8 protein-coding genes are annotated in these 12960 nt (G+C 72.9%); 6 read left to right on the top strand and 2 right to left on the bottom strand.

The window, feature by feature from the left end:
- Positions 1-96 precede the first annotated feature (96 nt).
- Positions 97-1734, bottom strand: a complete 1638-nt coding sequence (locus AB0P41_RS31160; protein ID WP_356708734.1) for a serine/threonine-protein kinase — start codon at positions 1732-1734, stop codon at positions 97-99.
- Between the two features lie 418 nt (positions 1735-2152).
- Between AB0P41_RS31160 and AB0P41_RS31155 the strand changes: the two genes are divergently transcribed.
- Complete coding sequence (locus tag AB0P41_RS31155) at positions 2153-5470, top strand: FHA domain-containing protein (RefSeq protein ID WP_365935494.1); 3318 nt, start codon at positions 2153-2155, stop codon at positions 5468-5470.
- 56 nt (positions 5471-5526) lie between these two features.
- On the opposite strand, the gene AB0P41_RS31150 is transcribed toward AB0P41_RS31155, so the two are convergent.
- A complete protein-coding gene (locus tag AB0P41_RS31150; RefSeq protein WP_356708738.1) occupies positions 5527-5787 on the bottom strand; it encodes a hypothetical protein in 261 nt (86 codons plus the stop codon).
- A 109-nt stretch (positions 5788-5896) separates the two neighbouring features.
- Here AB0P41_RS31150 and AB0P41_RS31145 point away from each other — a divergent pair, with 109 nt between their 5' ends.
- The 5 genes from AB0P41_RS31145 (at position 5897) to AB0P41_RS31125 (ending at position 12925) form a co-directional block, all read left to right on the top strand.
- Positions 5897-6556, top strand: coding sequence for a TetR family transcriptional regulator C-terminal domain-containing protein (locus AB0P41_RS31145; RefSeq protein ID WP_365935492.1), 660 nt, complete (start codon positions 5897-5899; stop codon positions 6554-6556).
- A gap of 184 nt (positions 6557-6740) precedes the next feature.
- On the top strand, positions 6741-8117 hold the full coding sequence (locus tag AB0P41_RS31140; RefSeq protein WP_365935490.1) for an extracellular solute-binding protein: 1377 nt from the start codon (positions 6741-6743) through the stop codon (positions 8115-8117).
- A gap of 4 nt (positions 8118-8121) precedes the next feature.
- Complete coding sequence (locus AB0P41_RS31135; RefSeq protein WP_365935488.1) at positions 8122-9495, top strand: sugar ABC transporter permease; 1374 nt, start codon at positions 8122-8124, stop codon at positions 9493-9495.
- 100 nt (positions 9496-9595) lie between these two features.
- On the top strand, positions 9596-10510 hold the full coding sequence (locus tag AB0P41_RS31130; RefSeq protein ID WP_365935486.1) for a carbohydrate ABC transporter permease: 915 nt from the start codon (positions 9596-9598) through the stop codon (positions 10508-10510).
- Positions 10511-10690: 180 nt separating this feature from the next.
- Positions 10691-12925, top strand: a complete 2235-nt coding sequence (locus AB0P41_RS31125) for a bifunctional glycosyltransferase family 2 protein/CDP-glycerol:glycerophosphate glycerophosphotransferase (RefSeq protein WP_365935485.1) — start codon at positions 10691-10693, stop codon at positions 12923-12925.
- Positions 12926-12960: the final 35 nt, after the last annotated feature.

The following is a 12960-nucleotide window of genomic DNA, read 5'->3' as shown; positions in this document are numbered from 1 at the left end:
GGCGAACGGGGTCCTGCGTGCCCTGGATGGCGCCAACCTTCACTTCTGCGGGCGAATTGGGCCCGCAGAAGTCGACAAAGACACAGAGCAGGGGTGTTACTGGCCGGTCGTGCCGCCGGAGCTGTTCCCGCCGAGGTCCTGGAACCAGTCGGTGACGTTGTTGATGCCGTCCCCTATGGCGTCCCAGAAGCTCTTGCCCTGGGCCACCCAGTCCTGGAGCGGGGTCAGCTCCCAGATGAGCCAGGCGGCGACGATCAGCAGCACCACCGAGAACAGACACCCCTTGAGACAGCCGAGGCCGGGGATGCGCATCGGGTTGGCGCCGCGCTGCCGGGGCGGGCGCGGGGCCGGCGCCTGGGGCGGGGGCTGCTGCGGGGGCGCGTACTGCTGCCGCTGCGGCTGCGGGGGCCGCTGCTGCTGGGGTTGCGGCTGGTAGCGCTGGGGCTGCTGCTGCGGCGGGTACTGCTGGGCGCGCTGCGGCTGCTGCTGACGCTGGGGCTGCCTGTCCTGCGGCGGCTGCTGACGCTGGGGCCGGCGGCGCAGCGGGTCCTGGCTGGGGTCGAGGTACTGGACCTGTGTCTGCTCGTTGCGGTCCCGGGCGGCCCGGAGCTGGGACTGCCACGGGTGCGGCTCGTCGGGCCCGGGCGGACCGTCGGGGCGCGGCGGCACGGGCGGCAGCACCGCGGTCGGGTCCGCCTGGCCGCCCCCGCCCGGGGTCTGCTGCATCACGCTGGTCGCGGCCGACGGGTCGTACGAGCCCGCGTTGCTCGGCAGCACCTGGGTCGGGTCGGCGGCGCCCGGGGTCTCCGGGACGGCGGCGGGTGCGGGGTCGGGGGCGAGCAGGGCGCCGACGCCCTCGGCGGCCGCGATCTGCGCGGAGTTCGCGTGCACGCCGATGCCGGCGCCGACCGTGCGCAGCGCCCGGGCGAGGTTCACGGCGCTGGGCCGCTGGTCCGGGTCCTTGCGCAGGCAGCGCTCGATGACCGTCCACAGCGGTTCCGGGACGTTGCCGGGGCGCTGGGGCTCCTCGCTGAGGTGCCGGTGCAGGACCTCGAGCGCGGTGCCGCCGGCGAAGGGGGGACGGCCGGTGACCAGCTCGTACAGCAGGATGCCCGCGCCGTAGATGTCCACGGCGGAGGTCTGCGGGCGGCCCTCGGCGGACTCGGGCGCCACATAGGCGGGCGTACCGACGAACTCATGGGTCCGGGTCAGCCCCGGGGAGTCCGCGAGGCGCGCGATGCCGAAGTCCGTGAGCATCGGCTTCATGCCGCCGTCGCGCTCGTCGAGCAGCACGTTGGCGGGCTTCAGGTCGCGGTGCACGACGCCGTCGGCGTGGCTCGCGGCCAGCGCGTCCGCGATCTGGGCGGTGAGCAGCGAGGCGGCGACCGGGGTGAGCGGGCCGTTCTCCCGGAGGTACCGGTGCAGGTCGGGGCCGTCGACCAGGTCCATCACGAGGGCGAGGAGATCGCCCTCGACGACGAGGTCCCTGGTGCGCACGATGTTCTCGTGGGTGAGCCGCAGCAGCACGGAGCGCTCGCGCAGGAACCGCATGACGACATCCGCGTCGTTGGCGAGCTCCTCCTTGAGCACCTTGATCGCGACGGTCTCGCCGGGCTGCCCGGCGACGGCCGCCTCGGCGCCCGCGGTCTCCCGCTGGCGGGCTCGCCAGACGGTGCCCGTGGCGCCGCGTCCGAGCGGCTCCTCGAGCAGGTACTTGCTGCCGACTGGCCGCACGTCACGCGCTCCCTGCTGATCGTTGTGCTCGCGGTCCCCCGGGGCCCGCCGGATGTTCCGGCCCACTCTAATGCCGCCGTACGGGGCACCGGTCGGTCGTCCTCCGGTCGTGTTGCCGCTGTGTCAGGGGAAGACGCCCACACGGAAGAGTTGGTTGCCGAACGAGTGTGCAGCACCTCCCCGGCAGGACCAAGCAGGCACTTTTACACCCACACTCAGCCATTCAAGATCACTAAGCGGTCACTCCCGGGCGTGTTGTCAGTGGCAGGTGCGAGGATGCCTGCAGCACAGAACTATGGGGTCGGGAGCCTCACGTTCCGTGACGACCTGTACCGGACGACGCGTCCGTGCCGGGTGGGGGGAATCACAGGGCATTTCCCCTGCCGGGCACCCCGCGCAGAAGGGACCGCTGACGGCGATGCAGATCCGGCTGACCGTCCTCGCGCCGCGCAGCGGCCAGACCCCGGCGCGCGCCTGCGACGTGCTCGTGACCGCCCCCGCGGGGACGGCTCTCGCGGCCGTCGCCTCCGCCCTGGCCACCGCGGTGTCCGGCCCGGAGAACTCCCTGGGCGGCGGCGCACCCGTGCTGTACGCCGGGCGCGACCGGCTCGACCCGCAGCGCTGCGCACTCGGCGAGCCACCCCTGGTGGACGGCACGGTGCTCTCCCTCCAGGTGCCGGGCGAGGACGAGGCGGCCGACGACGCCGTCCCGGCCCGGCTGCACGTGATCGCGGGCCCTGACGCCGGCGGGGTCCATCTGCTGCACGGCGGGCAGATCCGCATCGGCCGCTCCGCCGACGCGGACGTGCCCCTCGACGACCCCGACGTGTCACGGCTGCACTGCGCGGTCACGGTCGCGGACGACGGGCGCGTCTCCGTCGCCGACCTGGGTTCCACCAACGGCACCTCGCTGGACGGCACGGACATCCACGACCGCCCGGTCCGGCTCGTCCCGGGCGCCCTGCTGCGGCTCGGTGAGTCGACGCTCCGGCTCACCCCCGGCGACCGCACGCCCACGCTGACGACGACACCGGACGGCGAGGGCCATCTGCGGGTGGCCCGCCCGGACGCGGGCGCCCCGGGAGCGTCCGGGGAGCCGGACGCGGCCCCGGCCGGCGGACACAGCCACGCCTACGGCTCCCCCACCACCGGGCACGCGGTGTACGACGACGACCCGTCCGGCCACGGCGCCCACCAGGGCGAGCCCTCCGCGCAGGTCACCCACGGCCGCGGCTCCGCTCTCGCCCCCGGGGAGGCCCCCAGGCGCGGCATAGGCGCCTGGGCCCGGCGGCTCACGAGCGGCAAGGGCGAGCAGGCGCACGGCACACCGTCCGGTGACTCACCGGCGGCCGGCCCCGAGCCCGTGTCCGCCCCGCACGCCCCCTCCGTACCCCCGCACTCCCCCTCAGCCCCCGCCGGGACCTGGCCGGACCCCGCGACCGTGCTCCTCACGGCGCTCGGCCCCGGTCCCCGTCTGTGGGAGCGCGACACCGCGCATCCCGAGGCCCTGGTCGTGCGGCTCGGGACGACGGAGCGGGCCGATCTGCCCGCCGTGCCGGTCACGGTCGGTCTGCGCGAGGCCGGCTCCCTAGGGCTCGCGGGCCCCCGGGCCCGGCTCTCCGGCCTCGCCCGCTCGACGGTGGCGCAGCTCGCCGCGCTGCACTCCCCCTTCGACCTGGAGATCGTGCTGATCAGCACGGACCGGACCCGGAGCCTGGAGGAGCGCCGGCGCGAGTGGTCCTGGCTCGGCTGGCTGCCCCATCTGCGCCCCATGCACGGCCAGGACTGCCGTCTCCTCCTCGCGTACGACCGTGAGCAGGCGGGCGCACGCGCGGCCGAGCTGGTGCGCCGCATGGAGGAGGGCCCGCTCGGACCCGGCTGGGCCAGCGCCGACCGGACCTCCGTGGCCGAGGCGGCCCGGCTCCACACCGGGCCCCGCACCGTGGTGATCGTGGACGGCGATCCCGGCTCCGCGGCCCTGCGCGAGACCACCGCCGGTCTGGCCGGCGCCGGAGCCGCCGCCGGAATCCATCTGATCTGCCTGGCGGAGACCCCGGCCGCCTCCCCCACCTCCCCGGTCGCCGCGACCTACGACACCGCGTGCCGGGCCTCGATCGCCTTCCGCGAATGCGGTGCGGTGGCCATGCTCAGCGGCGATGTCGCGACCGCGCTGCGGCTCCTGCGCACAGCCGGCGGCCAGGCCGCCGGCCATGGCACGGTCGCCGCGGTGGACGCCGTGTCGGCGGCCTGGGCCGAGCGGTTCGGGCGCGCCCTGGCCCCGCTGCGCGACGAGGGCGCCGCCGCCCTCCCCGGCCGGCCGATAGCGGCGGCCCTGCCGCCCTCCGCGCGCCTGCTGGACGAACTGGGCCTCGCCAGGGCCACCCCGGCCTCCCTGATGGCCCGCTGGGCCTCCACGGCCGAGGAGCAGCCGGGCGCGACGGTGCGTACGCCCGCGCCGGGCTCCACGGACCTGGACACGACGAACTCGGGCCGCACCCTGAGCACCGGGCCACGGGTGGGCGCGCAGCGCGAGTCCCCCGACTCCGGGCACACCCCGTTCCGGAGCAGCGGGCCGACGCGTTCGGGCTCGGGCCGCTCCGCCTACACCCCGGCCGGGAGCGGCGCCTCCCCCCGGATCGGCGCGCAGCGACGCGACAGCGGCTCCCCGGAGACCGGCCCCGCGCCCCTGTCCTCCGGTTACGCGGGACGGCCCGTGATCGTCCTCGGCGCCGGCCCCAGGGGCCCGCTCTCCGTCGACCTGGCCGACGAGGGACCGCATCTGCTGATCGAGGGGCCCGCGGGCAGCGGGCGTACGGAGCTGCTGCGCGCCGCCGCCGCGTCGCTGGCCTCCGCCGCCCGCCCCGACCGGCTCGGCATCCTCCTCATCGACGGGGCGGGCGGCGAGCGCGGGGAGCGGAGCGAGGGACTGCGCCCCTGCACGGAGCTCCCGCACGTCTTCACGCACCTGGTGGCCTCCGACCCCGTACGGATGCGGGAGTTCGCCCAGGCGCTGGGCGGCGAGCTGAAGCGCCGGGCGGAACTGCTCGGCACGCTGGACTTCACCGAATGGCACGCGCGGTACGAGGAGTCGCAAGGGCTCACCGGCCGTCGCGCCGCCAACTCCGGCGAACAGCGCGGTGACCTGGAATCGCCCGCCACCGGCACGCTGCGGCTGCGGCCCGCCTCGGCCCGCCCGGCGGACCCCGGGCCCTCCCCCCTCCCCCGGCTGGTCGTCCTCGCCGACGACTTCGACGCCCTGGTGGCACCGGCGCTGGGCAGTCCGGGCCGCCCCTCCGCCGGGTCCGTCGTCCGGGTCCTGGAGGCCGTGGCCAGGGACGGCGGGCGGCTCGGCGTCCACCTGGTCGCCACCTCCGCCCGCCCGGACCGCACCGAGGACACGGAGCTCGCCCGGGGGGCCCGGCTGCGCATCGTGCTCGACCCGCCCGTCGTCCCCCCGTCCCCGGACGAGGCCGCCCCCGGCCGGGGGCGGCTGGGGCATCCGGACGGCCGGGTGACGCCGTTCCAGGGCGGCCGGGTCACCGGCCGCATCCCGCGCACGGCGACCCTGCGCCCCACGGTCGTACCGCTGGAGTGGGAGCGGATGGGGGACCCGCCGACCCGCCGGCCGGTCCGCGAGCTCGGCAACGGCCCCACCGACCTGGCCCTGCTGGCCAGCGCCCTGGAGAGGGCGGCCCGCTCGGTGAACGCGGAGCCGCTCCCTCCACTGATTCCGTGAGCTGATCCCGTGAGCACCGTCTCCCTGCCGGCCACGAGCGGCCGGCAGGGAGACCCTCATGCACGGCGGGCCGCACGCTTCCTCCCGTAGTGGCCTCGCGCCGCCGCTCCCCAAAGGACCAGGCCCGCGAAACCGATCACGAGGGTGGACCACTCAGGCAGGTCCGCCGCCCGGAGGAGGGCCGCGACACCGAAGCTCGTCTCCCACCCCGCCTCGGTGACCGCCGAGCCGAAACCCTGGATGACGAGGACGGCACCGAACAGCCACAGCAGCCCCCGACCTGAGTCGCCGTCCACATCCTTGCGCTGCTTCACCATGACGCGCTGTCCCTCCTGTGCGTGCGAAATTCGTTCCGATGCGAACGCATCACATCGTGCGGCACCATCGGATACGATGCAAGTGCATCAGAACATGGAGGAGCGAATCGTGCCCAAGCAGGTCGACTACGAGGAGCGGCGCCGGCGGATCGCCGAGGCGGTCTGCACCCTGATCGCACGCTCCGGCATGGAGGCCGTCAGTCTCCGCGACGTCGCCGCCCAGGCCGAGGTGTCCATGGGCGCCGTGCAGAGGTGTTTCCGCACCAAGGAGGACATGCTGCTCTTCGCGCTGGAGCACATCTCGCACCACGTCACCGAACGCGCCGGCGCCCGTATCGCCGCCGCCTCCGCACCCCGGGCGGCGGCGACCCTGCTGACCCACACCCTGACCGAGATCGCCCTGCTGGACGAGGAATCGGCGACGCAGGCCCGGGTCTGGCTGGCCTTCGCCACCCGAGCCCCCGCCGGCGGGAAACTGGCCACGGTTCTGCGCGACACCTACGCCAAGCTCCACGACCTCGTCGCGTGGCTCCTCCGCTACGGCCAGAGCACCGGGGAGATCCGCCCGCACCTCGACCCTGACCACGAGGCCCAGACGCTCCTCGCCCTGGCCGACGGCCTCACGGTCCACGTCCTGACGGGCCACCACTCCCCGGACGCCGCCCTGACCGCTCTCCGGCGCGGCATCGACTATGTGCTGGAGGACCCGGCCGGCCCCCGGCCACGGGCCACCCGGCCCCGGGCCGGCACCGGCCCGCTCATGACGTGACGTCACGAGCCCATCACGATCACGTAGTTGGCCCGGGCGGCGGTATTGCGGCACCGGGGTGCCGGGCATAGGACTGTGCGCACGGACGACGTGAACCGCACGATGTGAGACGTGAACGGCACCGCAGAGTCCCACCGTTGGTGCCGGTCGGTGCTCATGCGCGCGCAGGAGAGACGGGGCAGGGATGCGCAGAACCCTTCGAATGCGTAGGGCCGCAATGGTGTTCACCGCGATCGGGGCGCTGGCCCTCGCCGGATGCGGCGGGGACGGCGACGGCAAGGACAAGACGGGCAAGGGCTCGGGCAAGAGTTCGAGCAAGAGCGAGGACAGCCCGTCGAGCGTCAACCTCCCGAAGCTGGACGGCGAGAAGATATCGGTCGCCGCGGTCTGGACCGGACCCGAGCAGGCCAACTTCACCAAGGTCCTCGACGAGTTCGAGAAGCGGACGGGTGCCACGGTCACCTTCGTCCCGGCACAGGACCCGATCGTCAACTTCCTCGGAACGAAGATCGCGGGCGGCCAGCCCCCGGACGTCGCGATGATCCCGCAGGTGGGCGCGATCCAGCAGGCCGTGGCCAAGAAGTGGGCCAAGCCGGTCGGCGCCGAGGCACGGGCCCAGCTCGGCCAGAACTACTCGAAGGTCTGGCAGGACCTCGGCGCGGTCGACGGCACCCAGTACGGCGTCTACTTCAAGGCCGCCAACAAGTCGCTGATCTGGTACAACGCCAAGGCGTTCGAGAACGCGGGCGCGAGCGAGCCGAAGACCTGGAAGGACTTCCTGGCCACGGCCGAGACGGTCTCCGCCTCCGGTGTCACCCCGGTCTCGGTCGGCGGCGCGGACGGCTGGACGCTCACCGACTGGTTCGAGAACGTCTACCTCTCGCAGGCCGGCCCGGAGAAGTACGACCAGTTGGCCAAGCACGAGATCAAGTGGACGGACCCGTCCGTCAAGGACGCCCTGACCACGCTCGCCGAGCTCTTCGGCAAGCCGAGCCTGATCTCCGGCGGCGCCGACGGCGCGCTGCAGACCGAGTTCCCGGCATCCGTCACCCAGACGTTCACCGGCGGTGACCAGCCCAAGGGCGCGATGGTCTTCGAGGGCGACTTCGTCTCCATCAACATCGCGCAGACCGACGCGAAGATCGGCACGGACGCCAAGGTGTTCCCGTTCCCGGCGGTCGGCGCGGACTCCCCGGTGGTGACGGGCGGCGACGCGGCCGTGGCGCTCAAGGACAGCAAGGGCGCCCAGGCGCTGCTGACCTGGCTGGCCTCCAAGGACTCGGCGAAGATCTGGGCCGAGGCGGGCGGGTTCATCTCGCCCAACAAGTCGCTGGACACCGCCGCGTACCCGAACGACGTGCAGCGCACGATGGCCGAGGCGCTGATCGACGCCGGTGACGACGTCCGGTTCGACATGTCCGACCAGGCCCCGCAGTCGTTCGGCGGGACGCCCGGCAAGGGTGAGTGGAAGACGCTCCAGGACTTCCTGAAGAACCCGAAGGACATCGCGGGGACCCAGGCGAAACTGGAGTCCGACGCGGCCAAGGCGTTCACGAGCTGACGGCATGACCACAGCGACAGCGGGGGGCGCGGACAGCGCGCCCCCCGCCGACAAGCGTCCTGACACGGGCTCGGGCAAGCGGCCGCGCGGAAGCGTGACCGGCACCAGGAAGGCCGTCGCGGCGGCCTTCCTGCTGCCGGCCCTGGTGCTGCTCGGCTCCCTCGTCGTCTATCCGATCGTGTACTCCGTCTACCGCTCGTTCCTCGACCAGTCCGGCACCGGCTTCGCGGGCCTGGACAACTACAGGGCCCTGTTCACCGACGACACCATCCGGACGGCGGTCAAGAACAACGCGGTCTGGGTCGTGTTCGCGCCGACGGTCGCCACCGTGCTGGGGCTGATCTTCGCGGTGCTCACCGAGCGGATCCGGTGGGGCACGGCGTTCAAGCTGATCGTCTTCATGCCGATGGCGATCTCCATGCTGGCCGCCGGCATCATCTTCCGCCTGGTGTACGAGCAGGCCCCGGAACGCGGTGTCGCCAACGCCGTGGCGGTGGGGGTCCACGACACCTTCGCGCAGTCCTCGGGCTTCCCGAAGGCGCATCCGCTGCCCGTCCATCCGCTGAAGGCCGGGGGCGGCGGTTCCTTCGTCACGAAGGAGCCGGTGCGTGCCGGTGAGCCGGTGAGCCTGCCGCTGGTCGGCGTGGTCCCGGCGAAGATGCCGGGCGACGCGGTGCCCGCGAAGGCGGCCGCCGCGTCGGGTGAGGGCGTCACCGGGACGGCGTGGCTCGACTTCACCAAGGGCGGCGGCGGCAGACCCAACGTCGTCGACCCGAAGGAGCTCGGTCTCAAGGGCATCACCGTCGAGGCGGTGAAGGACGGCAAGGTCGTCGCCTCGGCGACGGCCGGCGCGGACGGGGTGTTCACCCTGCCCGCCTCGGCGGACGGGTCCCTGCTCCGGCTGCCGGCGGACAACTTCCGTGAGCCGTACAACGGTGTGGACTGGCTCGGGCCGTCCCTCGTGACGCCGGGGATCATCGGCAGCTACGTGTGGATGTGGGCCGGATTCGCGATGGTGCTGATCGCCGCCGGCCTGGCGGGGCTGCCACGCGAACTCCTCGAAGCGGCGCGGGTGGACGGCGCGAACGAGTGGCAGGTGTTCCGCCGGATCACGGTGCCGATGCTGGCGCCCGTGCTCGCGGTGGTCCTGGTCACCTTGATGATCAACGTCCTGAAGATCTTCGACCTGGTCTTCATCATCGCGCCCGGCTCCTCCCAGGACGACGCGAACGTCCTGGCGCTCCAGCTGTACCGCTCCTCGTTCGGCACGGACGCGGACCTCGGGGTCGGCAGCGCCATCGCCGTACTCCTGCTGCTGCTGGTGATCCCGGTGATGCTGTTCAACATCCGCCGCATGCGGAAGGAGGGGCGCCGGTGACGACTCAGCCCTGCCCGACACCAGCCTCCTGCCGGGGGTCCGGGGGTCGCCCCCCGGGAAGACACAGCTACATCCGCCGCATGCGGAAGGAGGGGCGCCGGTGACGACGACCGAGGCAGTACGAGCCAAGAAGGGCTCCCGGACCGGGTCGGCCACAGAGGCCAAGCAGTCCCTCGGCGCGCGGATCGCCGCCCGGGCGGGCGGTGGTGTCATGCGGGTCTTCCTCGTCCTGGTGGGCCTGTTCTGGCTGATGCCGACCATCGGGCTGCTGCTCTCCTCGCTGCGTGGCCCCGAGGACATCGCCGCGAGCGGCTGGTGGAAGGTCTTCACCGCACCCTCCGAGCTCACCTTCGACAACTACCAGCGCCTGCTGGACAACGCGACGATCACCGGCTCCCTCTTCAGCACGGTCATGATCACCGTCCCGTCCACCTTCCTGGTGGTCGTCATCGGATCGCTCGCCGGATACGCCTTCGCCTGGATGGAGTTCCCCGGCCGCGACTGGTGGTTCCTGGTGGTCGTGGGGCTGCTGGTGGTCCCCGTGCAGGTCGCCCTGATCCCGGTCTCCGAGCTCTTCGGCACCATCGGGATCTTCGAGACGACCTTCGGCGTGATCATGTTCCACACGGCGTTCGGCCTGCCGTTCGCCATCTTCCTGCTGCGGAACTTCTTCGCCGAGATCCCGCGCGAACTGCTGGAGGCCGCGCGGCTGGACGGCGCGGGCGAGATCCGGCTGTTCACCCGGGTCGTGATGCCGCTCGGCGGCCCCGCGATCGCCTCGCTCGGGATCTTCCAGTTCCTCTGGGTGTGGAACGACATGCTGGTCGCGCTGATCTTCGCGGACTCGGAGTCCCCGCCGATCACCGTGGCCCTCCAGCAGCAGGTCCGGCAGTTCGGCAACAACATCGACGTGCTGGCGCCCGGCGCCTTCGTGTCCATGGTGATCCCGCTGGCGGTGTTCTTCGCCTTCCAGCGGCAGTTCGTCTCCGGTGTGATGGCGGGCGCCGTCAAGTAGCGCGAGGCCGCGAAACGGCGCTTCAGCACAGACGTTCGTCAACACCAGGGCGGCCCGTTCACTCGTGATCGGGCCGCCCTACCTCGTACTTCCCCCGAATGCCATATTCCACGTAACCACGTCACCCCATCGGCCGTTTGCGGGCCACCTGCCCTCCCGCGAGCGACCCCTGGATGTGTTGTGCCCCGGTTCAGTGTCATCGTGCCCGCGTACCGGGTCCAGGCGTATCTGCACGCGTGCCTCGACTCCGTGCTGGACCAGTCCTTCAAGGACTACGAGATCATCGTGGTCGACGACTGTTCGCCGGACGCCTGCGGCCCGATCGCCGACGAGTACGCCGTACGCGACCCCCGGGTCAGCGCCGTCCACCTGCCGTGCAACTCCGGTCTCGGACCGGCCCGCAACGCCGGGGTCGCCAGGGCGACCGGGGACTACCTGCTCTTCCTCGACGGCGACGACACCTTCGCCCCCGAGGCGCTCCAGGCCATCGCCGACCGCCTGGACGCCACCGGCGGCCCCGACGTCCTGGTCTACGACTACGCCCGCACGTACTGGTCGGGCGAGAGCGTACGCAACACCTTCGCCCACCACCTCGCCGAGACCGGCCCCGCCTCCTTCCGGCTCACGGAGCGGCCGGAGCTGCTCAAGGTCCTGATGGTCGTCTGGAACAAGGCGTACCGCCGCGAGTTCGTCGAGGCCGAGGGCTTCACCTTCCCGCCCGGCTACTACGAGGACACCCCCTGGACCTACCCGGTGCTGATGGCCGCCGGGTCGATCGCCGTGCTGGACAGCGTCTGCGTGCGGTACCGCCAGCGGCGCCGGGGCAACATCCTCTCCACCACCACCCTCCGCCACTTCGACGTCTTCGACCAGTACGACCGGGTCTTCGCCTTCATCGACGCCCGCCCCGAACTCGCCGTCTGGCGCCCGGTGATGTTCCGCCGGATGCTCGACCACTTCTCGACGCTCTTCACCTCCAGGGGCCGGCTGCCGCGCGGCAGCCGGGCCCGGTTCTTCCGCCGTGCCCGCGCCCACTGCCGCCGCTACCGGACCCCCGGCGCCCCCGTGTCCCGCCGCACCCGTCTGCGGCACGCGCTGTTCCGGCTGGGCGCCCACCGCACGTACCGCGCCCTGTGGGCCGCACAGCGGGTGCACGGCAGGCTCGGGCGTGCGGCCTCGGCGACGCGCCGGGCGGTCCGCGCGGCGGTGCTCCAGCTGCACTACCGCGTCCAGCTGCGGCTGCCCGTCCGGAGCGGGGACGCCGTGTTCGCCGCGTACTGGCACCGCGGGTACACCTGCAGTCCCGCCGCGCTGGAGGCCACGGCCAGGGCCCTCGTGCCGGGGCTGCGCACGTCCTGGATCTGCCGTCCGGAGGACGCGCACACGGTGCCGGAGGCCACCCGCGTGCTGCACCCCGGGACGGCCGCGTACTGGACGGCGCTGGCCCGCTCCAAGTACCTCGTGAACAACGTCAACTTCGACCGCCGGCTCGTGAAGAGACGCGGTCAGGTGCTGCTCCAGACCCACCACGGGACCCCGCTGAAGACCATGGGCACCGACCTCGTGCACCGTCCGGCGGCGGCCGGCTCCATGGACTTCGGCCAGCTCCTGCGCAACGTCGACAAGTGGGACTACTCGCTCTCGGCCAACCAGCACTCCACCCTCGTCTGGGAGCGCACCTACCCCTCGGGCTACACCACGCTGGAGTACGGCAGCCCACGCAACGACGTCTTCCGCCGCACCGGCCCCGAGGAGACCGCACGGCTGCGCGAGCGGCTGGGCGTCCCGGAGGGCAGAACCGCCCTGCTGTACGCGCCGACCCACCGGGACTACCGGCGTGCCCAGCGGCACTCCCTGGACCTGGAACAGCTGGTCCGCGTCCTGGGGCCGCACTTCGTCATCCTGGCCCGCTCCCACTACCTGGACACGACGGCCCGGGCCGCCTCCGGTCACCACCGGCACCCGCGGATCATCGACGTCAGCGCCCACCCGTCCGTCGAGGAGCTCTGTCTCGCCTCCGACGGGCTGATCACGGACTACTCGTCGCTGATGTTCGACTACGTCAACCTGGACCGGCCGGTCGTCCTGCACCTGGAGGACGCGCAGGCGTACGAGGCGGCCCGCGGCACGTACTTCGATCCGGCGGCCTTCCCGCCCGGCGCGGTCGCCCGTGACCAGGAGGAGCTGCACGAGATCTTCGCCACCGACCACTGGCGCGGGCCCCGCTCCGCGCAGCGCCGGGCGGCGTTCCGGGCCAGGTTCTGCCCGTACGACGACGGGCACGCGGCGGAGCGGGTGGTGCGCCGGGTCTTCCTCGACGACACCTCGGGCCTGCCGCTGCCCGCCCCGCAGCCGGGGTGCGGGACCGTGGAGGTCCCCCGGCAGGTGACCGTACGGGAGTACAGCAACGGGTGACGCCCGGGCCTCCGGGGCGCCTCAGGGGCGCCCCG

The sequence above is a fragment of the Streptomyces sp. NPDC079167 genome (genome assembly GCF_040686735.1).
Taxonomy (GTDB): Bacteria; Actinomycetota; Actinomycetes; order Streptomycetales; family Streptomycetaceae; genus Streptomyces.
The sequence above is the reverse complement of the archived record's forward strand: the minus strand, read 5'-3'. Positions and strand labels throughout refer to the sequence as shown.

Excerpts from the sequence above, each read along its gene's own strand:
- AB0P41_RS31155 (WP_365935494.1), top strand. The coding sequence starts at position 2,153 with ATGCAGATCCGGCTGACCGTCCTCGCGCCGCGCAGCGGCCAGACCCCG.
- AB0P41_RS31150 (WP_356708738.1), bottom strand. The coding sequence starts at position 5,787 with ATGGTGAAGCAGCGCAAGGATGTGGACGGCGACTCAGGTCGGGGGCTG.
- AB0P41_RS31140 (WP_365935490.1), top strand. The coding sequence starts at position 6,741 with ATGCGCAGAACCCTTCGAATGCGTAGGGCCGCAATGGTGTTCACCGCG.
- AB0P41_RS31135 (WP_365935488.1), top strand. The coding sequence starts at position 8,122 with ATGACCACAGCGACAGCGGGGGGCGCGGACAGCGCGCCCCCCGCCGAC.